Here is a 25,266-nt window from a genome sequence, read left to right as displayed (position 1 = left end):
CCGTCGCCGCATTCAGCCGCCATGGCCCGCCCCGACCTGACCGCCCGCCTCCACGCCCAGCGCGCCCTGCGCGATGCCCAGGGCCGTCGCCGCACGCGGCGCACGGTCAACCGCCGTGATGGCGTGCGCCTGGAAGTGGACGGCCAGTGGCTGACCGGCTTCTGCAGCAATGATTATCTGGGCCTGGCCCAGCAGTTCAGCGTGGTCAACGCGCTGCAGGATGCCGCCGCACGCGAAGGCACCGGCGCGGGTGCATCGCACCTGGTCTGCGGCCACCACGCCCTGCATGACGCGCTGGAGCGCGAAGTGGCGGAGTGGCTGGGCTACCCGCGCGCGCTGCTGTTTAGTAGTGGCTTCGCCGCCAACCTGGCCGTGCAGCAGGCACTGCTGAGCGAAGAGAACGACGTCTGCGTGCAGGACAAGCTCAACCACGCCAGCCTGCTCGATGCGACGCGCCTGGCCGGTGCGCGCCTGCGCCGTTATCCGCACCTTGATGCCGAAGGCGCGATGCGCCAGCTCAAGCACGCGCCCGACGGCGCGGCGATGCTGGCCACCGATGGTGTCTTCAGCATGGATGGCGACATCGCACCGCTGCGTGCATTGTCGCTTGTGGCACGCCTGCAGCAGGCGCTGTTCTATGTGGACGATGCGCACGGCGTAGGCGTGGTCGGTGACGGCCGTGGTGCCGTGGCCGCCGCCGGGCTGGGCGTGGACGATGTGCCGCTGCAGCTGGTCACGCTGGGCAAGGCACTGGGCGGTTCCGGCGCGCTGGTGCTGGGCCGCGACGATCTGGTCGAGCACCTGGCCGAAACCGCACGCCCCTACATCTACACCACGGCGATGCCGCCACCGCTGGCCGCCGCTGCACTGGAAGCGGTGCGCCTGGCACGCCGTGACAACTGGCGCCGCTCGAAACTGACCGACCTGATCGCGCTGTTCCGCAGCGAGGCACGCCGCCATGGCCTGGACCTGATGGCTTCGGAAACGCCGATCCAGCCGCTGCTGTGTGGTGACGATCACCGCGCTGTGGCGATGTCCAAGGCACTGGAACAGGCCGGTTGGCTGGTCGGCGCGATCCGTCCGCCCACGGTGCCCGAAGGCAAGGCGCGCCTGCGTGTCACCCTGTCCGCCCTGCACACGCCGGAACAGGTGCGTGGCCTGGTGGACGCGGTCGCCAGCGCGCGCGATCGCGTGGATCTGGCGGTGCGTGACGCCGCGCCACCGCCGTTGCCTGTCTTTGCCTGAGCCAGCTGTCGTTTTCCCATGCATATCGACGTCACCGGCCAGGGGCCGGACCTGGTACTGATTCATGGCTGGGCCCTGCAGGGCGGTGTGTTCGCACCGTTGGTGCAGCGCCTGGCCGAGCGGTTCACCCTGCATCTGGTTGATCTGCCGGGCCATGGCCACAGCCGCGAAGACACCACACCGTTGCGCCTGCCATTTGTGGTCAACGCCATTGCCGCGGCCACGCCGCCGGCGGTGTGGTGCGGCTGGTCACTGGGCGGGCTGTTCGCACTGCACGCCGCCGCGACGCTGCCGAAGGTGCGCGGGCTGGCGATGATCGCGGCCACGCCGCGCTTCGTGCGCGGCCACGACTGGCCGCATGCGGTGGAGCCGGCGGTCTTCGAGCAGTTCGGGCGCGAGCTGGCGACCGATTTCGGTGGCACCCTGGAACGCTTCCTGGCGCTGGATGTGATGGGCTCGGCGCACGCCCGCGAGGAGCTGCGCACGCTGCGTCAGCGCCTGGTCGAGCGCGGCGCGCCCACCGAACGCGCTCTGCTGGAAGGCCTGCGCCTGCTGGAAAGCACCGACCTGCGCGGCGCACTGCCGACGCTGGCCAGGCCCAGCCTGTGGATCGCCGGCCAGCGCGACCGGCTGGTGTCTCCGGCGGCGATGCAGGCCGCTGCGGCATTGGCCCCGGGTGCGCAGGCGCTGACCATCGCCCATGGCGGCCACGCGCCCTTCCTCGGCCATGCCGACGAGGTGGCCAGCGCCCTGCAACACTTCGTTGCCGGCCTGTCACCGGCCGATGGCGGACAATGAGCGCCTTCCTCCATTCCACGGGATTGACGCATGGATCTGGGTATCAACGGCCGCTGGGCACTGGTCTGCGGCGCAAGCAAGGGCTTGGGCCTGGGCTGCGCGCGTGCGCTGGTGCGCGAGGGCGTCAACGTGGTGATCGTGGCCCGTGGCGAGGAGGCACTGCAGGTTGCCGCCGCAGAGCTGAGCGCCCTGCCCGGTGCCGCTGAGGTGCGCGCGGTCGCCGCCGACGTCACCACCGACGCCGGTCGTGCCGCGGCGCTGGCCGCGTGCCCGCAGGTGGACATCCTGGTCACCAATGCCGGTGGCCCGCCGCCAGGCGACTTCCGCACTTTCGAGCGCGACGACTGGATCGCCGCGCTGGACGCCAACATGCTGGCGCCGATCGCGCTGATCCGCGCCACCGTGGACGCGATGATTGCGCGTGGCTTCGGCCGCATCGTCAACATCACCTCGTCGGCGGTGAAAGCGCCGATCGACATCCTGGCGCTGTCCAACGGTGCACGCAGCGGCCTGACCGGTTTCGTCGCCGGCCTGTCGCGCCGCACCGTCGCGCACAACGTCACGATCAACAACCTGCTGCCCGGCCAGTTCGACACCGACCGCCTGCGCGCCAACTTCGCCCACGCTGCGGGCAAGGACGGCGATGCCGGCGCAGTGGCCGAACGCCGCCGCCAGCAGATTCCCGCCGGCCGCTTCGGCACGGCGGACGAATTCGGCGCCGCCTGCGCCTTCCTGTGCAGCGCACACGCCGGTTACCTCACCGGGCAGAACCTGCTGATCGACGGCGGCGCCTACCCCGGTACGTTCTAAGAGACTTTCGCAATGCCGTCCCACTTCGATGCCCGCCATGTCCGCCGCGCGTTCGCCCGCGCCGCCGCCAGCTACGACGCCGCCGCCGCCCTGCAGCGCGAGGTGCAGGCGCGGCTGGTGGAATCGCTGGACTACCTGGAAGCACGCAAGCCCGAGGTGGTGCTGGACATTGGCGCCGGAACCGGCCACGCCAGTGCGCTGATGAAGAAGCGCTGGCCGAAGGCGCAGGTGATCGCGCTGGACGTGGCACTGCCGATGCTGGACCAGGCCAAGCGGCAGGCCGGTTGGTGGAAGCCGTTCCAGCGCCTGTGCGGCGACGCCGCCGCGCTGCCGCTGGCCGACAACAGCGTGGACGTGATCTTCAGCAACCTGTGCCTGCAGTGGGTGGACGATCTGCCGGCGGTGTTCGCTGGCTTCCGTCGCGTGCTCAAGCCCGGTGGCCTGCTGCTGTGTTCCACCTTCGGCCCGGAAACCCTGATCGAACTCAACGAGGCCTTCGCGGCCGCCGATGACCGCCCGCATGTGAGCCGCTTCGCGCAGATCGCCCAGTTCGGCGATGCGTTGATGATGGCGGGCTTCCGCGACCCGGTGCTGGACCGCGATCTGTTCACCCTGACCTACGACGACCTGCCCTCGTTGATGCGCGAGCTGCGCGCGATGGGCGCGACCAATGCGCGGGTGGATCGCCGCCACACGCTGACCGGGCGTGGCCGTTTCGCTGCGGCGGCAGCGGCGTATGAACCGATGCGCCGCGCCGACGGCAAGCTGCCCAGCAGCTGGGAAGTGATCTATGCCCATGCCTGGGCACCGGACCCGGGCGCACCGATCCGCGAAGGCGGGCATGACGTGGCCTCAGTGCCGGTTTCGGCGATTCCGATCCGGCGCAAGCAGACCTGATCGCCTGGTAGTGCCGGCCGCTGGCCGGCAACCTCACGTTTCCATGATGGGCATCTGCCGGCCAGCGGCCGGCACTACCGAATGGTAGCCGCCCAAATCAGGCTCCCGCCTCAGGTATTGGCCGGCGAACTCAGCGGCGGCCGCACCAGGTCGCGGTGGAAGAAGTAGATTTCCTGCACCAGGAAGCGCCAGCTGGTGTGGAAGCTGCGGAAGCGCGTGCTGGGCGTGGACGAGGCCAGTGCATCGATGCCCAGCGCCTTGCTCAGGCGCAGCGCGCGCGCCATGTGCAGCGGGTCGCTGACGATGATCACGCGGTGCAGGTTGCGCTGGTCCATCAGCCGCTTGGCTTCCACCAGGTTCTGCACGGTGTTGCGCGAGGCAGTCTCGATCAGGATCGCATCGTCCGGCACGCCGTGCTTGAGCGCATAGCGCCGCGCCACCTGTGACTCGGAAAAGCGCGCGCCGGTACCACCATAGCCTCCGGTGAAGATCAGCAGTGGCGCGAACCGGGCCTCATAGAGATCCAGCCCATGACGGATGCGTTCTTCGAATACCGGCGACGGCTTGGCGTCATAGGCCGCCGCACCGAGCACGATGATGGCGTCGGCCTTGGCCGCCTGGTCACGCTCGCCGACCCAGACGATCCAGGCAGTCACGCCCAGCAGCCAGATCACCAGCAGGACAAACAACCGCCACAGCCAGCCCAGCAGGCCAGTGCGATGCCGGTGCCGGTCGCGGCTCACGGCGCGCCCCAGCGCAGTGCGGGAAGGTCGACGTTGCCGCCGGACAGCACCAGGCCCACGCGCAGGCCGGCAAAACGCTGCGGCTGCGCCAGCACCGCGGCGAGCACGGTCGCCGATGACGGCTCGACCACCTGCTTGAGGACCTCCCACAGCAAGCGCATCGCCGCCACCGTCGCCGCGTCATCGACCACGATCACCTCGGCGTTGGCCGCGCGCAGCAGCTCGAAGTTGGGCGCGCCGATCAGGGTGCGCAGACCGTCGCAGATCGTGTCCGGGGTGAACGGCCCCTGGCGCTCGCCAGCGGCCAACGAGCGCGCGGTGTCGTCCGCGCCGGCCGGCTCGGCCAGCACCAGCCGGGTCTGCGGGCTGGCGAGCTGCAGGGCCCGGGCGGTACCGCTGGCCAGGCCACCGCCGCCCACCGGTACCACCAGCACGTCGAACGGGCCGTCGCTATGCAGCAGCTCCAGTGCTGCGGTGCCCTGCCCGGCCATCACCGCCGGGTCCGCATAAGGATGGACCAGGGTCGCGCCGGTATCAGCCTGTACTTTGGCGCAACTGGCCTCGCGGTCAGCGACGGTCGGCGGGCAGCGCCAGAGCGTGGCGCCATGGCGGGCGATGTTGGCCAGCTTGGCCGCCACTGCACCTTCGGGCACCACCACGTGGCAGGGAATGCCACGGGTGCGCGCGGCCAGGGCCAGGGCGGCGCCGTGGTTGCCGGAGGAATGGGTGACCACGCCAGCGCCGGCGCGATCGGCATCCAGCGACCACACCGCATTGCAGGCGCCGCGGAACTTGAATGCGCCACCGCGCTGCAGATGCTCGGCCTTGAACGCCAGCTGCGCGCCGGCCAGCGCATCCAGCGTGCGCGAGCGCAGCACCGGGGTCACGCTGGCGTGCGGCGCGATCCGCGCAGCGGCAGCCAGGACATCATCGGCACGGGGCAACAGTGAATCGCTCATGACGCAAGATTAACGTATGGCTCCCTGCTGGCGACCCCGGCACAGGTCATGCCAGCATGGCAGCCTTCACCTCCATTCATCCTGGACAGTGAAGTTAAGGGCCGATTCAACGCCTGCGCATGAAGCTCACTGTACAACCCGTCCTCTGGGGGGACCCACGATGAAAACGCGCCTGATGCTTGCCGGTGGCCTGATGCTGGCCCTGACCGGCTGCACCACCTACGACTATGTCGGCGGTGGCCGCAGCGGCAGCTACTACCACGGTGCGCCGTCGGTGGAGTACCGCTACCCCGCCGGCTATCCCTACAACTACGGCTACCCGTACTACGGCGGCTATGGCGGCTACTACGGCGGCTATGGCAATCCGTACTACTCGCGCCCGATCTACCGCCCGCCGCACAACCACCGCCCGCCACCGCGCCCACCCGGCAACGGCGGCGAGAACCGCCCACCGCCGCCGTCGCGGCCGTCGTACAACGGCGGTTCGCCGTGGCGGAACATGGACTCGATGCGCCGCCCGCCGCAATCGAACAGCCAGCCCTCTGCGCCCCCGCCGCCGGCCCGTCCGGCTCCGGCGCCGAGTGCGCCAAGAATGAACGGTTCCCCCTGGCGCAACATGGATCGTGGGACGCAGCGCACAGTTGAGCGCTGAACCGTATTGCATTTCACACGGTCCAAGCCGCACTCTACGGGGCCAGTGACGGCCCGCGTCACAAAGTGACAAAAACGACACGGGCCGCCGCAAAAAGCTCTACGTCGATATCCGACAGGAACATCTGGATCCCCCCTGTTCCGGCCCTGTCGGATGTCGGCACCTCTGAAGGCAGACGGCCCCGCAGTGCGGGGCCGTTTGTTTTTGGGGCACGTTGTTCTGGTGCCGCCGCCACGGCATCCACGCATGCGTGGATCTACCCAAGGCCCGTCATCAGTAGATCCACGCCATGCGTGGATGGAGCTCTCCCGATAGCCTCCAGAAAAAAACAGGGCCGCGCAGTCCCCCGACTGCCGGCCCCCTGCTCCCCCACCGTGCGCCTGTACCGGCCCCTGTTCCAATTCCGGTCACGGGCGCCTGCGGCGCCAGCCACGGTGGGTGCTATTGGGTTATCTGCAAAAATCCTGCCAACTTTAGGGCTGATTTCGACGGAAGCCGGCCGGCGCCGACGTCGCGGCCCCGAATGGCGCTAAAATCGCCACCCCGGTGCCGCCCCGGCCGCGCCCGCCCCCAGCTGAACAGCCCCATGAACCCGTCCTTCCATCGTTACGACGTCATCGTCATCGGCGGTGGCCACGCCGGCACCGAAGCCGCGCTGGCCGCGGCCCGTACCGGCGTGCGCACCCTGCTGCTGACCCACAACATCGAAACAGTGGGCGCGATGAGCTGCAACCCGGCCATCGGCGGCATCGGCAAGGGCCATCTGGTCAAGGAAATCGACGCCCTGGGCGGTGCGATGGCGCATGCCGCCGACCGCGCCGGCATCCAGTGGCGCACGCTCAACGCCTCCAAGGGCCCAGCCGTGCGCGCCACCCGCTGCCAGGCCGACCGCAACCTGTATCGCATGGCGATCCGCGCCATCGTCGAAGGCCAGGCCAACCTGACCGTGTTCCAGGCCGCCGTCGATGACCTGGTCATTGAAGGCGACGCCGTGCGCGGGGTCATTACCCAGACCGGCCTGCGCTTCGACGCCGGGGCCGTGGTGCTGACCGCCGGCACCTTCCTGGCCGGCAAGATCCATGTCGGCCCGACCCAGTATGCCGCCGGCCGCATGGGCGACCCGCCGGCCACCACGCTGGCCGCGCGCCTGCGCGAGCGCCCGTTCCAGGTCGACCGCCTGAAGACCGGCACGCCGCCGCGCATCGATGGCCGCTCGCTGGACTACAGCGTGATGGACGAGCAGCCGGGCGATTCGCCGCGGCCGGTGATGTCCTTCCTCGGCTCGGTGGACGAGCATCCGCAGCAGGTCAGCTGCTGGATCACCCACACCACCGAGCAGACCCACCAGATCATCCGCGACGCGCTGCACCGCTCGCCGCTGTACAGCGGCCAGATCGAAGGCATCGGCCCGCGCTACTGCCCGTCCATCGAGGACAAGGTGGTGCGCTTCGCCGAAAAGGCCAGCCACCAGATCTTCGTCGAACCCGAAGGCTTGGGCATCGTCGAGATCTACCCCAACGGCATTTCCACCTCGCTGCCGTTCGACGTGCAGCTGGAGATGGTGCGCAGCATCCGTGGCTTCGAGAACGCGCACATCACCCGCCCAGGCTACGCCATCGAGTACGACTTCTTCGATCCGCGCGGGCTGAAGGCGTCTCTGGAGACCAAGCTGGTCAACGGCCTGTTCTTCGCTGGCCAGATCAACGGCACCACCGGCTATGAAGAAGCCGCCGCGCAGGGCCTGCTGGCCGGCCTCAACGCCGCACGCCAGGTGCGTGGGCTGGACGGCTGGTGCCCGCGCCGCGACGAGGCCTACCTGGGCGTGCTCGTGGATGACCTGATCACCCACGGCACCAACGAGCCGTACCGCATGTTCACCAGCCGCGCCGAGTACCGCCTGCAGCTGCGCGAGGACAATGCGGACCAGCGCCTGACCCCGACCGGCCGCGAGATGGGCCTGGTGGATGACCGTCGCTGGGGTGCGTTCGAGACCAAGCAGGCCGCTGTTGCTGCCGAGCGCGCACGCCTGGGCGCGCTGTGGGCGACCCCGGCCAATGCGCTGGGCCGCGAAGTGCAGGACACGCTGGGCGTGGCGGTCAGCCGCGAGACCAACGTGCTGGACCTGATCAAGCGCCCCGAGCTGGATTACGCGCAGCTGATGCAGGTGCCATCGCTGGGGCCGGCCGTGGCCGACGCCAAGGTGGCCGAGCAGGTGGAGATCGGCGTGAAGTACGCCGGCTACCTGGACCGCCAGCGCGAGGAGATCGAGCGCCAGCAGCGGCATGAGGCCACGCCGATCGCCGAGGCGTTCGACTATGCGACCGTGCGCGGGCTGTCGGCCGAAGCACTGCAGAAGCTGGAGCGGGTGCGCCCGCAGACCATCGGCCAGGCGCAGCGTATTCCGGGCATGACCCCGGCAGCGATCTCACTGCTGCTGGTGCACCTGGAGCGCGCGCGCCGCGGCCGCGTGGCGTAACGCGGGACCGTCCGCTTCTGGTGGGTGCCGGCCTCGGCCGGCACGAATCATCCGATAGCGACACTCCGTGCATGTGTGCCGACCAAGGTCGGCACCCACCGGAGCGGAACACGCACCCACCTTGGCGAACGCGCTACCGTGCGTCGGCACCGCCGCCCAGCACCCTGAACAACGTCACCCGGTTGCCCGCTTCCTGCTGCTGCAGCGCGATCAGGTCCTGCTGTGCGGCAAACAGGCTGCGCTGCGCATCCAGTGCCTGCAGATAGCCGTCCAGCCCGGTGCGGTAACGCGCATCGGCCAGCGTGTAGCTGCGCTGGCTGGCGGCCACCAGCGCGCGCTGTGCGTCCATCTGCACGGTCAGGTGATCGCGCGTGGCCAGCGCATCGGCTACTTCACTGAAGGCCTGCTGGATCGCTTTCTCGTACTGCGCAATGCCGATGTCCTTGCCGATCTTCGAGGCATCCAGCGAGGCCTTCAGCGCACCGGCGTGGAAGATCGGCGCGGTGATGCTGGGCGCGAACGACCAGCCACGGGTGCCGGCCGAGAACAGCGTCGACAACGCGGTGGAGCTGTGGCCGTAGTTGGCGGTCAAGGTCAACGTCGGGAAGAATGCGGCGCGCGCGGCACCGATATCGGCATTGGCCGCCTGTAGTGCGTGTTCGGCGGACAACACGTCCGGGCGCTGCAGCAGCACGCTGGACGGCAGGTTGGCCGGCAGCGGCGCCAGTGCCACGCTGCCATCCAGCGCCTGCGCGGTTGGCAGCAGGGCCGCATCCAGCGGCGCCCCCACCAGCAACTGCAATGCATCGCGATCCTGCGCCTGCTGCGTGTGCAGCTTGGCCAGCGCACCGCGCGCGGCTTCGACGCTGGTCTGTACCTGCGAGACATCCAGCCCCGAGGCCAGCCCCTGTGCATGACGGGCCTCGGTGCGCTGCAGGGTCTGCTGCTGGCTGTCCAGGGTCTGCCGGGTGAACGCCAGTGACTGCTCGTCCGCTGCCAGCGCCAGCCACGCCGCGGCCACTTCGGCCACCAGGCTGGTGCGCGCGGCGCGCTGGTTCTCGGCGCTGGCCAGCCAGTTCTGCAGGGTCTCGTTCTTCAGGCTGCGGATGCGTCCAAACAGATCCAGTTCCCAACTGCTGATACCCACCTGCACGGCATCGGATTCAGTCACCTGGGTGGCACCGGTCTCGCTGTTGGCATCGCTTACCCGCGAGCGGGTGACACTGCCGCTGGCATCCACCGACGGCAGCAGCGCCGCGCGCTGGATGCGGTACTGCGCCCGCTCCTTCTCCACCTGCAGCACGGCCACGCGCAGGTCGCGGTTGTTCTGCAGCGCCAGCGCGATCACCTGCTGCAGGCGTGGCTCAAGGAAGACTTCGCGCCAGGCTGGCACCGCAAGTGCTGGCTCGGCCTCGCCCGTGGCGACATTGCCGAATTGTGCCGGCACCGGTGCCTCGGGCCGCTGGTAATGCGGCGCCATGCTCACGCAACCACCCAGCACCGTGGTGATCATTGCGGCCGCCAGGGCGCGCAGCAGCATCGGCTTCATGGGCTTGCCTCCGGGGCAGCGGCGTGGGCCGGCGCGCGGCCCGGGAACAGGCGGCGCACGAGCAGGTAGAACAACGGCACGAAGAACATGCCCAGCACCATCGAGGCGACCGTGCCGCCGGCCACGCCGGTACCCAGCGAGCGGCGCGCGGCCGAGCCGGCGCCGGTGGCGAACACCAGCGGCAGCACGCCCATCAGGAACGCCAGCGAGGTCATCACGATCGGCCGCAGGCGCAGATAGACGGCCTGCAGGATCGCCTCGCGGGTGCTCCTGCCCTGCTGTTCAAGGATGCGCGCGAACTCGACGATCAGGATGCCGTTCTTGGCCGCCAGGCCAATCGTGGTCAGCAGGCCGACCTGGAAGTACACGTCGTTGTTGAGGCCACGCAGATTCATCATGAGCACCGCACCAAACACGCCCACCGGCACCGCCAGCATCACCGCGAACGGCACCGCCCAGCTTTCATACAGCGCGGCCAGGCACAGGAACACGAACAGCAGCGAGATGGCGTACAGCATTGGCGCCTGATTGCCCGACAGCTGTTCCTGGTAGGCCATGTCCGACCAGGCATGGCTGAAGCCTTCCGGCAGTTTGTCGGCCAGGCGCGCGATCTCGGCCATCGCCTCGCCGGAACTGACGCCGGGCGCGGGCTGGCCGGTGATCTCCATCGCCGAGATGCCGTTGTAGCGTTGCAGCGCGGCCGGCGCGCTGGACCAGTGCGCGCTGACCAGCGACGACAGCGGCACCATCTGCCCTGCCTGGTTGCGCACGCTCCAGCGCTCGATGTCCTGCGGCTGCATGCGCGCTTCGGCCGTGCCCTGGATGAACACCTTCTTGATGCGGCCCTTGTAGATGAAGTTGTTGACGAAGTCGCCACCCAAGGCCGCATTCAAGGTGTCATTGATGTCCTGCGGATTCACGCCCATCGCCTGCGCCTTGGCGTCGTCCACCTTCACTGCATACACCGGCGCGTCTTCCAGGCTGGCGTAGCGCACGTTGACCAGCTTCGGATCCCTGGCGGCCTCCTTCAACAGCGTGTTGCGCGCGGCCACGGCGGCGGCATGGCCGGCGCCGCCTTCGTCCTGCAGTTCCAGGGTGAAGCCGCCCGCGTCACCCAGGCCAAGGATGGCCGGTGGCGAGGTGATGAACACCTGCGCATCGGGCACGCTGGCCGTGGCCGCGGTCAACCGCGCGGCAATGGTGTCGGCGTCATCCTTGCGGTCATCCCAGTCCTTCAGGCGGATGAAGGCCTGGCCGACGTTCTGGCCGCTGCCGGTGACACTGAAACCAGCGGTGGCCTGGATCGACAGCACGCCGTCGTCCTTCACCGCGGCGGCACTCAGGCGATCCATCACCGCGCGGGTCTGCTCCAGGGTGGCACCGGCCGGCAGCTTCACCAGCGCGTTGAGCATGCCCTGGTCCTCGTCGGGCAGGAACGCGCCGGGGAGGTGCCACAGCAGCAGGCCGGTAGCCACGCTCAGCGCCAGGTAGAACAGTACGCCCAGCGTGCGCCGGCCAAGGAAGCCATCCACCCGGCGACGCAGGCCGTTGGACGTGCGCTCGAAACGGTGGTTGAACCAGATGAAGCACTTGCCCAGCAGGCTCGGCTCGCCGCCGTGGTCGCCATGCGGATGGCCGCCCTTGGGAATCTGGTGCAGGGTGCTGCCGCACAGCGCCGGGGTGATGGTCATCGCCACCAGCACCGACAGGACCATCGCGGCGGCAATCGTCACCGAGAACTGGCGATAGATCACGCCGGTGACACCGCTGAAGAACGCCATCGGCAGGAACACCGCGATCAGCACCAGCACGATGCCCACCAGCGCGCCGGTGATCTGGCCCATCGCCTTCAACGTGGCCGGCTTCGGCGCCAGCCCTTCGAAGGTCATCACCCGCTCCACGTTCTCCACCACCACGATGGCATCGTCCACCAGCAGGCCGATGGCCAATACCAGCGCGAACATGGTCAGCGTGTTGATCGAATAACCAAACGCGGCCAGCACGCCGAAGGTGCCCAGCAGCACCACCGGCACTGCGATGGTCGGGATCAGGGTGGCGCGCCAGTTCTGCAGGAACAGGTACATCACCAGCACCACCAGGATGACCGCCTCGATCAGGGTGATCACCACTTCCTTCAGCGAGATCGTCACGAACGGCGTGGTGGTGAACGCCACGTGGTAGGTGTAGCCGTGCGGCCAGTGCTTCTGCAACTGCTGCAGGCGGGTCTCGATGGCCTTGGACACGGCGATGGCATTGGCACCCGCATTGAGCTCGATGCCCAGCGACGCCGACGGCTTGCCGTTGAAGGTGCTGATGCTGTCGTAGCTCTCCGGGCCCAGGCCGATCGTCGCCACGTCACCCAGGTGCACCACGCTGCCGCTGGCATCGGCTTTCAGCACCACCCGCGCGAACTGTTCGGGCGTGTGCAGGCGGCTGCGCGCGGTGACCGTGGCGTCCAGCTGCTGGCCCTTCAGCGCCGGCTGGCCACCCAGCTCACCGGCCGAAACGTCGGTGTTCTGCGCCTGCAGTGCGGTCTCGATGTCCGATGGCATCAGTGCGTACTGGCGCATCTTCTCCGGGTCCAGCCAGATGCGCATGGCGTATTCCTGGCCGATCGGCTGGATGTTGCCGACACCACTGACGCGGCTGATCTGGTCGTCGATGCGCGCTTCCATGAAGTTGGCGACATCGAAGTTGTCCATGCTGCCGTCCTCGCTGGTGAACGACAGCACCTCGAAGATCGAACCACTGGACTTGGTGATGGTCAGGCCGTTCTGCTGCACCGCCTGCGGCAGCGTCGCCATCGCCGCCTGCAGTTGGTTCTGCACCTGCACCTGCGCGGTGTCCGGATTGGTGCCGGTGGCAAACACCAGGTTGACCTGCGCCGAACCATCGGAGGCGCTGGTGGAGGTCATGTACATCAGGTGGTCCAGGCTCTGCTGGGACTGCTCGATGACCTGGGTCACCGCGTTTTCCACGGTCTGCGACGAGGCACCGGTGTAGGTGGCGCGGATGGTGATGGTGGGTGGGGCGATCTGCGGGTAGCGGTCCACCGGCAGGATCAGGATCGCGAGCAGGCCGAGCAGGCTGACCGCGATGGCGATCACCCAGGCGAAGATCGGCCGGTCGATGAAGAAACGAACCATGCGCGGCAGGCCTCAGTGCGACGTTTCGTCGGTGTTGCCGGTCGGGTCGATCGCCGGCATTGCGGCCAGCTGCGCGGTGGTGGTCGCCACCGCCTGCACCTGCTGGCCAAGCGCTACCGCGCTGCCGTTGCTGACGATCACCCGTTCGCCAGCCTTCAGCCCCTGCGTGATCTGCCACTGGTTGCCCACTACCTGGCCGGTGCTGACCCGGCGCTCGACCACGCGATCCTTTGCGTCGAGCAGGCGCAGCAGCGGCTCGCCACGTTCATTGCGCAGCACCGCCTTCTGCGGCACCAGCAGGGCACGCGCATCGGTGGCCATCGGCAGCACCGCCTTCAGGTACATGCCCGGCAGCAGCAGGCCCTCCGGGTTCGGAATGACCGCGCGCAGCACCACGTTGCCGGTGCCCGGGTCGACTGCGCTGCCGACGAACTCCAGGGTGCCTTCATGCGCATAGGTGCTGCCGTCCTCCAGCAGCACCTTCACCTGTGCCTTGCCGTCGATGGCTTTCACCAGGCCGGCATCGAGCTGCCTGCGCAGCGCCAGCATCTGCGTGCTGGACTGGGTGACATCCAGATAGACCGGGTCCAACCGCTGGATGGTCGCCAGCGCCGCGTCCTGGCCGGCGGCGACCAGCGCGCCAGCGGTCACGCTGGAGGTGCCGATGCGGCCGTCGATGGGGGCGGTCACCCGGGTGTAGTCGAGGTTGATGCGGGCCGCCTGCAGCGCAGCGCGCGCGGCGATCACATTGGCCTGGGCCTGCTTCAGCGCCGAGGTGGCGTCGTCGGCGTCCTGCTTGCTCGCCGCATCCATGCCCAGCAGCGTGCGGGTGCGCTCGGCCTTCGGCTGCGCCGACAACACAGTGGCCTCGGCCTGCGCCAGCTGGCCACGCGCGGTATCGAAGGCGGCCTGGTACGGCGCCGGATCGATCTGGTAAAGCAGCTGGCCGGCCTTGACCTGCTGGCCTTCGGTGAACAACCGCTGGCGGATCAACCCACCGACCTGCGGGCGCACCTCGGACACCTCGAACGGTACGGCGCGACCGGGCAGGATCTGCTGCAGCGCCAGCGGCTGTGCGCTGGCCGTGATGACGCCCACTTCAGGGATGGCCGGGGCCTCGGACCTGCCCGCCGAGCAGGCCGCAAGGGCCAGCAGCAGGGGCAGCAACAGCGGACGGGGAGAACGGGACAGCGGGCGCAGGAGTGACATGGGGGGTGTGGGGGCCTTGCGTTGACCCGTGCACGCTGCCGTGGAACTGTGCAGAGAATATGGAGATTGTGCGACCGGCTCAGCGGGCGCTTGCTTTCGGCGCCGCATGCGCCGCTAATGGCCACGCGATGGCGAAGATTCGACTCAAATTCGGCCTGACCGCGAAGACCTTCCTCGCGATCTTCACCGCCTGCCTGCTGGTGCTGGCAGTGAACGGCATTGCCAGCCGAGTGGCGTTCCAGACCGGCTTCCTGGACTACCTCAATGACCAGGGCGATCTGCGCATGCAGCGCGTGATGCCGCACCTGCAGCGCGAGTACAGCGCACACGGCGGCTGGGAGCATCTGCGCGGCGACAGTGACCGCTGGGCGCGGCTGCTGCGCCCGGATCTGGCCCATGGGCACGAGGGGCCCGTGCCACCGCTGTCCGACCAGACCGGCGTTCCCTCCCGCCTGGGCCTGTTCGATGCACAGCATCGGTTCGTGGCCGGCAACCCGGACGCCACCAGCGACGACGAGCCGCACGCCGTGCAGGTGGACGGGCACACGGTCGGCTGGCTGGGCATGGTGCCGTTCCAGACCGTCATCGCCACCAACGACCTGAACTTCTACAACACCCAGATGCGCGCGTGGTGGGTGATCGGCATCGCGCTGCTGCTGGTGACGGTACTGCTGGCCTGGCTGGTATCGCGCGCGCTGCGCCAGCGCCTGGCCAAACTGGCGGCGGCCACCCACCGGCTCGCCGCTGGCGACTACGCCACCCGCATCGAGCGCACCAGCGATGACGAGCTGGATGCACTGGTCAACGACTTCAACCGGATGGCGCAGGCGCTGGACGACACCGAGCGCAACCGCCGTGCCTTCATCGCCGACATCTCGCACGAACTGCGCACGCCGCTGGCGGTGGTTCGTGCCGAACTGGAAGCCATCGAGGACGGCATCCGCCCGCTGGACCGCGCCAACCTCGGTGCCCTGCAGGGCGAGATCCGCCAACTGGGCAAGTTGATCGACGACCTGCACGACCTGTCGATGACCCAGTCCGGCGGCCTGGCCTACCGCTTCGCGCCGCTGGACCTGGCGGCGCTGCTGCGCAGCGAGCTCAATGGCATGCGCGTGCGCTTCTCCACGGCGGGGCTGGCGCTGGAGGAGGACCTGCCCGCCACACCGCTGCAGGTATCCGGTGACGAACGGCGCCTGCAGCAGGTGCTGGCCAACCTGCTGGAGAACGCATTGCGCTACACCCGCGCCGGGGGCCGCGTACGCGTGCAGGCAGCGCGCGTGCCTGCCGGTGTGCAGCTGATCGTGGAAGACACCGCGCCAGGCGTGCCGGCCGACAAGTGCGCGCTTCTGTTCGAGCGCTTCTACCGGGTGGAGAGCTCGCGCAACCGGGCCAGCGGCGGCAGCGGGCTGGGCCTGGCCATCAGCCACAACATCATCCTCGCCCACCACGGCCTCATCCACGCCGAGCCCTCGCCGCTGGGCGGGCTGCGCGTGGTCATTACCCTGCCGGAGCCTGCATGAGCCCGTCCCCCGCCGCGTCCGCGAAGATCCTGATCGTCGAGGATGAGCCACGCCTGGCCTCGGTGCTGCGCGACTACCTGGCCGCCGCCGGGATGACCAGCGAATGGGTGGACGATGGCGGCCAGGTGATCGACGCATTCGCGCGCTACCAGCCCGACCTGGTGCTGCTGGACCTGATGCTGCCACAGCGCGATGGCGTGGACCTGTGCCGCGAACTGTGCGCCAGCAGCGATGTACCGGTGATCATGGTCACCGCACGGGTGGAAGAGATCGACCGCCTGCTGGGCCTGGAAGTCGGTGCCGACGACTACATCTGCAAGCCGTTCAGTCCGCGCGAAGTGGTCGCACGGGTGATGGCGGTGCTGCGTCGCTACCGCCCGGACCCCGCTGCGCGGGCCAACAGCGGGCTGCATATCGACGAACCGGCAGCCCGCGCCACCTGGAACGGCAAGGGCCTGGACCTGACCCCGGTCGAATACCGCCTGCTGCGCACGCTGCTGGCCACGCCGGGCCGGATCTGGGCGCGCGACGAGCTGCTCGACCGCCTCTATCTGGACCATCGCGTGGTGGTCGACCGCACCGTCGACAGCCACGTGCGCAACCTGCGCCGCAAGCTGGCCGACGCCGGCATGGAAGGCGAACCGATCCGTTCGGTGTATGGCATGGGCTACAGCTACGAACCCTAGCCGGTAGTGCCGGCCGCTGGCCGGCAGCCTCGTGGCACGCCTGGATTTCCGTGGTTGCCATCCAGCGGCCGGCACTACCCGTGCGCACCTGCGTTACAGTCGAGCACGCTCGACATTACGAACACGACTGCATGGACGACATTCATCCGATCGCGCCGGACAAGCGCGCCGCCATCCTTTCCACCCTGGCCGACATCGAACAGCGCTACGACGTACGCGTGCTGCTGGCCTGCGAGTCGGGTAGCCGTGGCTGGGGCTTTTCCTCCCCGGACAGCGACTACGACGCACGCTTCATCTACGTGCATCGCCAGCCGTGGTATCTCAGCGTCAACGAGAGCACCGGTCCCGGCGAAGCGCAGCGCGATGTGATCGAACTGCCGATCGACGATGAGCTCGACGTCAGCGGCTGGGACCTGCGCAAGGCACTGCGGCTGGTCTCAAAATCCAATCCGACACTGATCGAATGGCTGCGTTCTCCGATCGTGTACCGGCAGGACGACGCCGCCGTGGCGCAGCTGTGGGAGGCCGCAAAGTCCTTCTATTCGCCGCTGGGCACGTGGTGGCACTACTTCAGCATGGCACGCTCGAACCATCGCGGGTACCTGCGTGGCGAGATGGTACGCACCAAGAAGTACCTGTACGTGCTGCGCCCACTGCTGGCCTGCCAGTGGATCGAGCACGAGCAGACACCTCCGCCGATGGCCTTCGAGGATCTGCTGGATCGACTGCTGCCACATGGCCCGGTGCGTGAAGCCATCGATGCCCTGCTGGTAGTGAAACGCGCCAGTGCCGAGGTCAATGCCGGACCACGCATCGCGGCGATCAGCGATTTCATCGATCGTGAGCTGGCCACCCGGACTGCGCAGGCGCCACAGCTGCCCGTTGGACACGGTGATGCGGCGTGGCTGGATGAGCTGTTCCGGCAGGTGCTGGCCAGGCACGCGCCGGCATGAAGAGCCGCAGCTGCTTCCGGTCGTGCCGGCCGCTGGCCGGCAACCGCGCGGCACGCCTGGATTTCCGTGGTTGCCGGCCAGCGGCCGGCACTACCACACGGGTATCATCGTCGCGAACGCCCTGATTTCCGGAGACACCGATGAACCCGCTGCGCCCCTTCCGCGACAAGATGCCCGTCCTCGGCGAGCGCGTGTATATCGATCCTGCCTGCACCGTCATCGGTGACGTGGAGCTGGCCGAGGACGTATCGGTGTGGCCGGGCACGGTCATCCGCGGTGATGTCAATCACGTGCGCATCGGCGCGCGCACCAACGTGCAGGATGGCACCATCATCCACGTCAGCCACCACAGCCCCTACAACAAGGCCGGCTACCCGACCCTGATCGGCGAAGGCGTGACCGTCGGCCACGGCTGCATCATCCATGCCTGCACGATCGGCGACTACAGCCTGATCGGCATGGGCGCCTGCATCCTCGACGGTGCGCGCGTCGAGCGCCATGGCTTCGTCGGCGCCGGTGCGGTGGTCGGCCCGGGCAAGGTGGTCGGCGAAGGCGAGCTGTGGGTGGGCAATCCGGCCCGCCCGGCGCGCACGCTGAGCGACAAGGAGATCGAGTCGCTGCACTACTCGGCCGACCACTACGTGCGGCTGAAGGACGAATACCTGGGCTGAGCAGCCAACGCCGCCATGCGGCTCTGCTAAAGTCTGGGCCCGACCAGGACCTGTCGAGACCCCCCATGCCTGTGGCTGCCTGCCGGAGAGGACTCCGGCGCCCACAACGAAGGCTATCGCACTGATGGCCGCACCGATGCTCGATACCTACCGCGAGGTGGTGACGCCGGAGGGTGTGCCGCTGCAGCTGCCGGCAGCCGGCCCGGTGCCACGGGCGATGGCGTGGCTGGTGGATCTGGGCGTGCGCATCGCGGTACTGGTGGTGATGTCGATTCCACTGGCACTGCTGGATTCGTTCGGCTCCGGGCTCGGCCTGGTGCTGATGTTCCTGGTGTACTGGGCCTACCCGATCGTCTGCGAAGCGCTGTGGGGTCGTACCCTCGGCAAGCGCGTGCTGGGCCTGCGCGTGCTTGCGCGCGATGGCGCGCCGGTAGGCTGGATGGCTGCCATCACCCGCAACCTGCTGCGCACCGTGGACATGCTGCCGTTCGGCTATGCACTGGGCCTGATCAGCAGCCTGTTCGATCCCCATGGCCGTCGCCTGGGCGATCTGGTGGCCGGCACCGTGGTGGTGCATGCGCCCGTGCTGTACCTGCCGCCTCCGCCCACCATCGACAGCGTGCTGGTCCCGCCGCAGCCGCTGCGACCGGAAGAGCAGGCCGCGCTGATGGCCTTCGCCGAGCGCGCGCCACGGCTGTCGGCGGCCCGCCAGCAGGAACTGGCCGGCATCGCCGAACCGCTGACCGGCACCCACGGCCAGGTCGGCGTACTGCGCCTGTATGCCATGGCCAACTGGCTGTTGGGGCGGCGATGAAGCAGGAACAGTTCGTCGCCCGCTACCAGCAGGAATGGCAGGACCTGGAACACTGGCTGCTGCTGCGTGCTGGTGCTGCGCGCCGCACGCGGCGCAAGGCCAGCGCGCTGGCAGTGGACGACGCCGCCTTCCCGCAGCGCTACCGGCGCCTATGCCAGCAGCTGGCACTGGCCCGCGAGCGCGGCTACAGCCCGCAGCTGGTGCAGCGCCTGCAGCAGTTGATGCAGCAGGGCCACAGTGTGCTGTACCGCACGCCGCCGACGCGCTGGCGCGGTGCACTGGAATTCCTGGTGGCCGACTTCCCGCTGCTGGTGCGCAGCCAGGCGCGCAGCATGTGGGTGGCACTGGCGATGTTCGCGCTGCCGGCGGTGGCCTGCTTCGTGCTGGCGCAGCTCTACCCGGACCTGATCCACATGGTGATGGACAACCGCCAGATCGCCGAGATGGAGCGCATGTACGATCCAGCGGCCGAACGCCTCGGGCGTGACAGCGGCACGGACTGGATGATGTTCGGCCACTACATCCTGAACAACATCAGCATCGCCCTGCGTACCTTCGCCAGTGGCCTGCTGGCCGGCCTGGGCACGCTGCTGGTGCTGCTGTTCAACGGCGTGATCATCGGTTCAGTGGCCGGCCACCTGCAGCACATCGGCCATGGCGATCCGTTCTGGCGCTTCGTCGCAGGCCATGGTGCGTTCGAGCTGACCGCGATCGTGATCGCCGGCGGTGCCGGCCTGCAGCTGGGCATGAAACTGCTGGCCCCCGGCCGGCGCAGCCGCCTGGATGCCCTGGTCGAAGGCGGCCGCATCGGGGCCCGGCTGTGCCTGGGCGTGGCGTTCATGCTGCTGGTGGCCGCGTTCATCGAAGCGTTCTGGTCGTCGATTGCCGAAGTGCCGGCGTGGGGCAAGTTCAGCGTGGCCGGCGTGCTGTGGGCCGGCGTGCTGCTGTGGCTGTGGCGCGGCGGGCGCGGAGGCGGCAATGCGCATTGACCGCCTGGACGTGGCGCTGCGCGCGCGCAGTGGCTGGGAAGCAATGGAGCTGGGCAGCGCCCTGTCGCGCCGCCACGCACGTGCGGTATGGGGCAGCTGGCTGCTGGCCAGTGCGCCGCTGTTCGTGATCTTCAACGCGTTGGGCTGGTGGCTGGATGCGTTCGGCTGGGCCTGGCTGGCGATGTGGTGGTGCAAGCCGCTGTTCGAGCGCGCACCGCTGTACGTGCTGTCGCGCGGCATCTTCGGTGAGCCGGTGGGCGCGCTGGCAGCGCTGCGCGCGCAGCGCAGCTGGGGCAATGCAGGCTTCTGGGGCTACCTGGGCTGGCGCCGCTTCAGCGTGCTGCGCAGCCTGTGCCTGCCGGTGAACCTGCTGGAAGGCAACGCGCCGGCCCAGCGCGGTGCACGCCGCCGCGCCGTGGCGGCCGGTGCCACGGGCGCCGCCGTCGTGCTGACCGTGGCCTGCATGGCCTTTGAAGGCGTGCTGGTGTCCGGCGCGATCGGCGCGGTGTTCATGTTCATGCCACTGGAGCTGATGTCCGAATCATGGCGTGCCGCATGGGACATGATCGGCCAGGACACGCCTGCCTGGGCGCAGCTGGGCTTCAACCTGGCGTGCTGGCTGGCATCGGTGCTGATCGGACCGTTCTATGTCGGCGCCGGCTTCGGCCTGTACTTGAACCGGCGTACGCAGATGGAAGCGTGGGATGTGGAGATCGCCCTGCGCCGCCTGCGCGAGCGGCTGCTGCCGGCAGCATCGACGCTGGCGCTGCTGCTGTGCCTTGCCCTGCCGCTGGCCTCCGCGCCAGTGCATGCGCAGGACGCGCAGACAGTCGCTGAGCAGGCCGACGGTGCCAAAGAGGACGAGGACCGTGCGGAAGAACCCGCCACTGCGGCCAACGATCCGGCCAATACGCCGACGATGATCTTCGGTGCGGCGCCGGTGGACACCGCCGGTTTCCGCCAGGCGGTGAACCGCGCCTATGAGGATCCGCTGCAGCGCCCGACCCGCCAGGTCACGCGCTGGAAGCCGATCGAACAGGCCGAGGAAAAAAAGAAGGAAGACAAGACGCTGCAGAGCGACGGCAGCAGCAAGGGCGAGCGCAGCAACCGCAAGGCCGGGATTGCCTGGCTGGCGCGCCTGGCCGAGTGGGGCCTGTGGGGCCTGCTGGGCGTCCTGCTGCTGGTGCTGTTGTTGACCGCCCGTCTGTGGCTGCCGTGGCTGCGCGGCAGTGGCCGGCGCAAGGCCGAGGCTGCACCACAGGTGGTGGTGGAACAGGTGGAGTTGCCGGTCGTGCTGCCGCCGGACGTGGCCACCCAGGCCGGCCTGCTGTGGGACCAGGGCCGGCCACGTCAGGCGCTGGCCCTGCTGTACCGCGCCAGCGTACGCACCGTGGGCGAGCGCAGCGGCATCGCGCTTCCGCCCGGTGCCACCGAAGCGCAATGCCTGCGCGCGTCGCGGCGCATGCCCGATGCCACCGACCGTGACCTGTTCGCGCGCATCGTGCGCATGTGGCAGTACGCCGCCTACGGTGGCCGCCTGCCCAGCCGCGCCGATTTCGATGCACTGGCCGACACGCTGCGCCAGCAATACCGGTGGCTGGCATGAGCCCGCGCCTGTTCTGGTCGCTGTTGCTGGGCGGGCTGGTGCTGCTCGGCGTACCGCTGACGATCCTCTTTCTGCGCACGCATGAGCGGGTGACCGAGACCGTGCAGCTGCCGCCGCAGGGCGAAGCTGGCTACAACCCGCTGTACGTGCTTGGCCAGGCACTGCGCGCCGATGGCATCGACGTGCACTCGCGGCCGCGGCTGGACCTGCAGCAGATGGCGCTGGGTCCGCGCGATACGGTGGTGCTGCTGCAGGACAGCAGCGAACTGCCGGCACCGGCGGCCAGGGCCCTGCTGGCCTGGGTCGATGGTGGTGGCCATCTGCTGGTGCGTACGCCGCCACCCGCAGAGGACGACGCCAGCAGTACGCAGGGACCGCTGCTGGACCAGCTCGGCGTGGACAGCCTGTACCAGCAGAGCGACTGCCAGCCGTTCCACGTCATCGACGATCCCAGCCATGTGGAGTTCTGCGGTGGTCGCCGCTTCACGCTGGGCTTTGCCGCCCGTACACAAGCCGAACGGCGTTGGGGCAACGAGCGCAACCTGGTGTTCGCGCGACTGCGCCACGGGCAGGGCAAGGTGAGCGTGCTGGCCGACATGGAGTTCATGCGCGGCGAGGTGGATTCGCCGGCAGCACGCCTGGCGTCGGCTGCGGGCAAGGCCAGCGACGGCCTGCACGATCTCTCGCACCGCGACCTGACCCGTTATCTGCTCGATCCGAACTACGGCAAGGGTACTTTCTGGCTGGTCTACGCCAGCCGCCCGCCGTCGCTGTGGGCGCGCCTGTTCTACCAGGGCTGGCCGGTGTGGGCGCCGCTGCTGCTGGCCCTGCTGGGCTGGCTGTGGGGCCGTTCGCAACGCTTCGGCAGCCGCCTGCCGTCGCCGGTGCTGGAACGCCGCTCGCTGCTGGAACACGTGCGTGCCAGCGGCGAGCTGCTGCTGCGCTTCGGCCACGGCGCGCGCCTGTACCACGCCGTGCTCGCCCTGTTCCTGCATCGCCTGCGCCTGCGCGCACCGGTGGCTGCAGCACTGGAGGGCGCCCCCCGCGAACAGGCCATCGCCGAACTGCTGAAGTGGCCGCAAGACCGCGTTGCCAGCGCGCTCACGCCCCCTCCGCCGCACGATTCCTCCGCCCTGCGCGAGCGCATCCGCTTGCTGCTCCAGATGAGATCCCTGCTATGACCGAAGTCCCCGAGCTGCCGGCGGCCGCCAACGCCCGCCTGATCGAACGCGTCGATGCCATCCGCGATGCCGTCGGCCACGCCTTCATTGGCCAGGCCGATGTACTGGACCAGATCCTGGTGGCGCTGCTGGCCGGTGGCCACGTGCTGATCGAGGGCGTGCCCGGGCTGGGCAAGACCCTGCTGGTGCGCGCACTGGCACAGGCCCTGGAACTGGATTACGGCCGCGTGCAGTTCACCCCCGACCTGATGCCCAGCGACGTCAGTGGCCATGCGGTGTACGACCCGAAGAGCGAGAGCTTCAGGATCCGCCGTGGCCCGGTGTTCACCAATCTGCTGTTGGCCGACGAGATCAACCGTGCGCCGGCCAAGACCCAGTCGGCACTGCTGGAAGTGATGCAGGAAGGCCAGGTGACCATCGAAGGCAAGGCGTTCACCCTGGCGCCGCCGTTCATGGCGCTGGCCACGCAGAACCCGCTGGAGCAGGAAGGCACCTACCCGCTGCCAGAGGCACAGCTGGACCGCTTCCTGCTGAAGGTGCTGATCGACTACCCGCAACTGGAGGACGAGAAGCGCATGGTGACCGCGATCACCAGTGGCCGTGCCGCCAGCGACTTCGACCTGAGCCAGGTGCCGCGTGTACTGGGGGCTGGCGAGCTGCTGGAACTGCAACGTGCGACCGCGGCGATCACCGTCGATGACGAAGTGATCGACTACGCGGTGCGGATTGTGGCGGCGACCCGGCAGTGGCCGGGCGTCGCGGTCGGCGCCGGCCCACGCGGCAGCATCGCGCTGGTGCGTGCCTCGCGTGCGCAGGCGGTGCTGGCCGGCCGTGACTTCGTCACGCCCGACGACGTGCGCGACATCGCACGCCCGGCGCTGCGTCACCGCATTGCACTGGCCCCGGAGCTGCAGATCGAAGGCCAGGACGCCGACGACGTGCTGGGCGCACTGTTGGCCAAGGTGGAAGCACCGCGCCGATGAGGCCTGCCCCGCTGCTGCTGGCGCTGCTGCTGGCCTGGGCCGCCCTGGGCGGCCTGGTGCTGGGCGGGTTGCTGCCGCGCTGGAGCTGGGCGCTGGCCGCGGCGGCCATCGCGTTGCCTGCGCTGTTCGACCTGTGGCGGCAATCGCGGCGTCCGTCGCCTCAGGTACAGCGCGAACTGCCCGAAGCGCTGGCGCTGGGCGTGCGCCGCGAGGCGGCGCTGCGGCTGCAGGCCGAGCAAGCGATGACGGTGCAGGTGTTCGACCTGGTCCCCGGCGGCTGGCCGCTGGAATCGCTGCCACAGCGCGTGCGCCTGCGGGCCGGTAGCGCCTCCACGCTGCACTATCACCTGCAGCCGCTGCAGCGCGGGCACTTCCGTTTCGAAGGCGTGCACCTGCGCATGCGCTCGCCGTGGCGCCTGTGGTGGCAGCAACGCACGCTGCCGCCCGCACTGGACGTGCGGGTCTATCCGAATTTCGTGCCGCTCACGCGCTTTGCATTGTTCAGTGCCGACCAGGCCTCGCGGCTGGTCGGTGCACACGTGAAGCGCCGCCGTGGTGAAGGCACCGACTTCCACCAGATGCGCGAGTATCGCGTCGGCGACAGCCTGCGCCAGCTGGACTGGAAGGCCACCGCGCGTGCGCGCAAGCTGATCTCGCGCGAGTACCAGGACGAGAAGAACCAGCAGTTGCTGCTGATGCTCGACAGTGGCCGGCGCATGCTGGCCAGCGAAGGCGGGCTCTCGCACTTCGACCATGCCTTGAATGCCTCGCTGGTGGTGGCCTACCTGGCGCTGCGCCAGGGCGATGCCGCCGGCCTGTTCGCTGCCGGTGGCGAACGCCGCTGGGTCGCGCCGCAGCGCGGCATGGGCACGGTCGAGCACCTGCTGCGCGCCAGCTACGACCTGCAGCCACGCGCGGTGGCCACCGACTACCTGGCCGCCGCCACCGAGGTATCGCTGCGCCAGCGGCGGCGTGCGCTGGTGATGCTGGTCAGCAACGTGCGCGACGAGGACATCGAAGACCTGCTGGCGGCGGTGCGCCTGCTGCAGCGGCGCCACCTGGTGTGCGTGGCCAGCCTGCGCGAGCGCGAGCTGGACGGCGTGCTGGAGGGCGAAGTGCAGACACTGGAAGACGCCACCCAGGCCGGTGCCGCCGCGCTGTACCTGCAGCAGCGCGCGAAGGCGCACGAAGCGCTGCGCAGCGAGAAGGTGATGGTGCTGGACGTCACCGCCGACGCCCTGCCCGGCGCGCTAGTGGAGCGCTACCTGGCGGTGAAGCGCGAAGGGCGGCTCTGAGCCGAGCGCGGGCTCGGCTCTACAAGAATCGGGTTGTCTGTAGCGCCGAGCCCATGCTCGGCTGCCGGCCAGCGGCCGGCACTA

The 25,266-nt window shown here is 69.0% G+C and carries 21 protein-coding genes; 16 read left to right on the top strand and 5 right to left on the bottom strand.

Annotated features, from left to right (window positions below; translation table 11 throughout):
- Positions 1-21: 21 nt before the first annotated feature.
- The 4 genes from bioF to bioC are packed head-to-tail and all read left to right on the top strand — an operon-like array spanning position 22 to position 3,750.
- Positions 22-1,245, top strand: a complete 1,224-nt coding sequence (gene bioF / locus A7X97_RS19935; protein ID WP_088497033.1) for an 8-amino-7-oxononanoate synthase — start codon at positions 22-24, stop codon at positions 1,243-1,245.
- An 18-nt stretch (positions 1,246-1,263) separates the two neighbouring features.
- The gene (bioH, locus tag A7X97_RS19930) at positions 1,264-2,043 is read left to right on the top strand and encodes a pimeloyl-ACP methyl ester esterase BioH (protein WP_111008358.1); all 780 of its coding nucleotides are present in this window, start codon (positions 1,264-1,266) and stop codon (positions 2,041-2,043) included.
- Between the two features lie 30 nt (positions 2,044-2,073).
- Complete coding sequence (locus tag A7X97_RS19925) at positions 2,074-2,853, top strand: SDR family oxidoreductase (RefSeq protein ID WP_088497031.1); 780 nt, start codon at positions 2,074-2,076, stop codon at positions 2,851-2,853.
- Positions 2,854-2,865: 12 nt separating this feature from the next.
- A complete protein-coding gene (bioC, locus tag A7X97_RS19920; protein ID WP_088497030.1) occupies positions 2,866-3,750 on the top strand; it encodes a malonyl-ACP O-methyltransferase BioC in 885 nt (294 codons plus the stop codon).
- A gap of 110 nt (positions 3,751-3,860) precedes the next feature.
- On the opposite strand, the gene A7X97_RS19915 is transcribed toward bioC, so the two are convergent.
- Positions 3,861-4,505: a YdcF family protein gene (locus A7X97_RS19915; RefSeq protein WP_072168071.1), complete on the bottom strand. Its 645-nt coding sequence runs from the start codon at positions 4,503-4,505 to the stop codon at positions 3,861-3,863.
- The gene (locus A7X97_RS19910) at positions 4,490-5,452 is read right to left on the bottom strand and encodes a pyridoxal-phosphate dependent enzyme (RefSeq protein WP_088497029.1); all 963 of its coding nucleotides are present in this window, start codon (positions 5,450-5,452) and stop codon (positions 4,490-4,492) included. Before A7X97_RS19910 ends, A7X97_RS19915 begins: the two co-directional genes overlap by 16 nt.
- 160 nt (positions 5,453-5,612) lie before the next feature.
- Between A7X97_RS19910 and A7X97_RS19905 the strand changes: the two genes are divergently transcribed.
- Positions 5,613-6,104: a hypothetical protein gene (locus A7X97_RS19905; RefSeq protein WP_072168008.1), complete on the top strand. Its 492-nt coding sequence runs from the start codon at positions 5,613-5,615 to the stop codon at positions 6,102-6,104.
- A gap of 586 nt (positions 6,105-6,690) precedes the next feature.
- Complete coding sequence (gene mnmG, locus A7X97_RS19900; protein WP_049439460.1) at positions 6,691-8,580, top strand: tRNA uridine-5-carboxymethylaminomethyl(34) synthesis enzyme MnmG; 1,890 nt, start codon at positions 6,691-6,693, stop codon at positions 8,578-8,580.
- Between the two features lie 133 nt (positions 8,581-8,713).
- On the opposite strand, the gene smeC is transcribed toward mnmG, so the two are convergent.
- From smeC to smeA, 3 genes are read right to left on the bottom strand one after another with little or no spacing between them, the layout of a single operon-like run.
- Positions 8,714-10,129: a multidrug efflux transporter outer membrane subunit SmeC gene (gene smeC / locus A7X97_RS19895; RefSeq protein WP_111008357.1), complete on the bottom strand. Its 1,416-nt coding sequence runs from the start codon at positions 10,127-10,129 to the stop codon at positions 8,714-8,716.
- The gene (smeB, locus tag A7X97_RS19890) at positions 10,126-13,275 is read right to left on the bottom strand and encodes a multidrug efflux RND transporter permease subunit SmeB (RefSeq protein ID WP_111008356.1); all 3,150 of its coding nucleotides are present in this window, start codon (positions 13,273-13,275) and stop codon (positions 10,126-10,128) included. Before smeB ends, smeC begins: the two co-directional genes overlap by 4 nt.
- A 12-nt stretch (positions 13,276-13,287) precedes the next feature.
- Complete coding sequence (gene smeA / locus A7X97_RS19885) at positions 13,288-14,484, bottom strand: multidrug efflux RND transporter periplasmic adaptor subunit SmeA (protein ID WP_111008355.1); 1,197 nt, start codon at positions 14,482-14,484, stop codon at positions 13,288-13,290.
- A 128-nt stretch (positions 14,485-14,612) separates the two neighbouring features.
- Between smeA and baeS the strand changes: the two genes are divergently transcribed.
- From baeS to A7X97_RS19835, 10 genes are all read left to right on the top strand, one after another.
- Positions 14,613-16,004 carry a sensor histidine kinase efflux regulator BaeS gene (gene baeS / locus A7X97_RS19880; protein WP_111008354.1) on the top strand — a complete coding sequence of 464 codons (1,392 nt, stop codon included), beginning with the start codon at positions 14,613-14,615 and terminating at the stop codon, positions 16,002-16,004.
- On the top strand, positions 16,001-16,690 hold the full coding sequence (locus tag A7X97_RS19875) for a response regulator (protein WP_111008353.1): 690 nt from the start codon (positions 16,001-16,003) through the stop codon (positions 16,688-16,690). The genes baeS and A7X97_RS19875 overlap by 4 nt, the downstream gene beginning before the upstream one ends.
- A 131-nt stretch (positions 16,691-16,821) precedes the next feature.
- Complete coding sequence (locus A7X97_RS19870; RefSeq protein ID WP_111008352.1) at positions 16,822-17,643, top strand: nucleotidyltransferase domain-containing protein; 822 nt, start codon at positions 16,822-16,824, stop codon at positions 17,641-17,643.
- Positions 17,644-17,783: 140 nt separating this feature from the next.
- Complete coding sequence (locus tag A7X97_RS19865) at positions 17,784-18,314, top strand: gamma carbonic anhydrase family protein (RefSeq protein WP_061479018.1); 531 nt, start codon at positions 17,784-17,786, stop codon at positions 18,312-18,314.
- A 124-nt stretch (positions 18,315-18,438) separates the two neighbouring features.
- Complete coding sequence (locus A7X97_RS19860; protein ID WP_111008351.1) at positions 18,439-19,128, top strand: RDD family protein; 690 nt, start codon at positions 18,439-18,441, stop codon at positions 19,126-19,128.
- Positions 19,125-20,117 (top strand): stage II sporulation protein M, encoded by a 993-nt coding sequence (locus A7X97_RS19855; RefSeq protein ID WP_065177881.1) that lies wholly within the window; start codon positions 19,125-19,127, stop codon positions 20,115-20,117. The genes A7X97_RS19860 and A7X97_RS19855 overlap by 4 nt, the downstream gene beginning before the upstream one ends.
- Positions 20,107-21,723, top strand: coding sequence for a DUF4129 domain-containing protein (locus tag A7X97_RS19850; protein WP_111008350.1), 1,617 nt, complete (start codon positions 20,107-20,109; stop codon positions 21,721-21,723). Before A7X97_RS19855 ends, A7X97_RS19850 begins: the two co-directional genes overlap by 11 nt.
- Complete coding sequence (locus tag A7X97_RS19845; RefSeq protein ID WP_072168019.1) at positions 21,720-22,904, top strand: DUF4350 domain-containing protein; 1,185 nt, start codon at positions 21,720-21,722, stop codon at positions 22,902-22,904. The genes A7X97_RS19850 and A7X97_RS19845 overlap by 4 nt, the downstream gene beginning before the upstream one ends.
- Positions 22,901-23,887, top strand: coding sequence for an AAA family ATPase (locus A7X97_RS19840; RefSeq protein ID WP_072168020.1), 987 nt, complete (start codon positions 22,901-22,903; stop codon positions 23,885-23,887). Before A7X97_RS19845 ends, A7X97_RS19840 begins: the two co-directional genes overlap by 4 nt.
- Complete coding sequence (locus A7X97_RS19835; protein ID WP_111008349.1) at positions 23,884-25,182, top strand: DUF58 domain-containing protein; 1,299 nt, start codon at positions 23,884-23,886, stop codon at positions 25,180-25,182. Before A7X97_RS19840 ends, A7X97_RS19835 begins: the two co-directional genes overlap by 4 nt.
- The last annotated feature ends 84 nt before the right edge of the window (positions 25,183-25,266 follow it).

The organism is Stenotrophomonas sepilia, assembly GCF_003244875.1.
Classification (GTDB): Bacteria; Pseudomonadota; Gammaproteobacteria; order Xanthomonadales; family Xanthomonadaceae; genus Stenotrophomonas; species Stenotrophomonas sepilia.
The sequence above is the reverse complement of the archived record's forward strand: the minus strand, read 5'-3'. Positions and strand labels throughout refer to the sequence as shown.

What these genes read in the sequence shown, in the direction of transcription:
- bioF (WP_088497033.1), top strand. Translation starts at nt 22, where the DNA reads ATGGCCCGCCCCGACCTGACCGCCCGCCTCCACGCCCAGCGCGCCCTG.
- bioH (WP_111008358.1), top strand. Translation starts at nt 1,264, where the DNA reads ATGCATATCGACGTCACCGGCCAGGGGCCGGACCTGGTACTGATTCAT.
- A7X97_RS19925 (WP_088497031.1), top strand. Translation starts at nt 2,074, where the DNA reads ATGGATCTGGGTATCAACGGCCGCTGGGCACTGGTCTGCGGCGCAAGC.
- bioC (WP_088497030.1), top strand. Translation starts at nt 2,866, where the DNA reads ATGCCGTCCCACTTCGATGCCCGCCATGTCCGCCGCGCGTTCGCCCGC.
- A7X97_RS19910 (WP_088497029.1), bottom strand. Translation starts at nt 5,452, where the DNA reads ATGAGCGATTCACTGTTGCCCCGTGCCGATGATGTCCTGGCTGCCGCT.
- A7X97_RS19905 (WP_072168008.1), top strand. Translation starts at nt 5,613, where the DNA reads ATGAAAACGCGCCTGATGCTTGCCGGTGGCCTGATGCTGGCCCTGACC.
- mnmG (WP_049439460.1), top strand. Translation starts at nt 6,691, where the DNA reads ATGAACCCGTCCTTCCATCGTTACGACGTCATCGTCATCGGCGGTGGC.
- smeC (WP_111008357.1), bottom strand. Translation starts at nt 10,129, where the DNA reads ATGAAGCCGATGCTGCTGCGCGCCCTGGCGGCCGCAATGATCACCACG.
- smeB (WP_111008356.1), bottom strand. Translation starts at nt 13,275, where the DNA reads ATGGTTCGTTTCTTCATCGACCGGCCGATCTTCGCCTGGGTGATCGCC.
- smeA (WP_111008355.1), bottom strand. Translation starts at nt 14,484, where the DNA reads ATGTCACTCCTGCGCCCGCTGTCCCGTTCTCCCCGTCCGCTGTTGCTG.
- baeS (WP_111008354.1), top strand. Translation starts at nt 14,613, where the DNA reads ATGGCGAAGATTCGACTCAAATTCGGCCTGACCGCGAAGACCTTCCTC.
- A7X97_RS19875 (WP_111008353.1), top strand. Translation starts at nt 16,001, where the DNA reads ATGAGCCCGTCCCCCGCCGCGTCCGCGAAGATCCTGATCGTCGAGGAT.
- A7X97_RS19870 (WP_111008352.1), top strand. Translation starts at nt 16,822, where the DNA reads ATGGACGACATTCATCCGATCGCGCCGGACAAGCGCGCCGCCATCCTT.
- A7X97_RS19865 (WP_061479018.1), top strand. Translation starts at nt 17,784, where the DNA reads ATGAACCCGCTGCGCCCCTTCCGCGACAAGATGCCCGTCCTCGGCGAG.
- A7X97_RS19860 (WP_111008351.1), top strand. Translation starts at nt 18,439, where the DNA reads ATGGCCGCACCGATGCTCGATACCTACCGCGAGGTGGTGACGCCGGAG.
- A7X97_RS19855 (WP_065177881.1), top strand. Translation starts at nt 19,125, where the DNA reads ATGAAGCAGGAACAGTTCGTCGCCCGCTACCAGCAGGAATGGCAGGAC.
- A7X97_RS19850 (WP_111008350.1), top strand. Translation starts at nt 20,107, where the DNA reads ATGCGCATTGACCGCCTGGACGTGGCGCTGCGCGCGCGCAGTGGCTGG.
- A7X97_RS19845 (WP_072168019.1), top strand. Translation starts at nt 21,720, where the DNA reads ATGAGCCCGCGCCTGTTCTGGTCGCTGTTGCTGGGCGGGCTGGTGCTG.
- A7X97_RS19840 (WP_072168020.1), top strand. Translation starts at nt 22,901, where the DNA reads ATGACCGAAGTCCCCGAGCTGCCGGCGGCCGCCAACGCCCGCCTGATC.
- A7X97_RS19835 (WP_111008349.1), top strand. Translation starts at nt 23,884, where the DNA reads ATGAGGCCTGCCCCGCTGCTGCTGGCGCTGCTGCTGGCCTGGGCCGCC.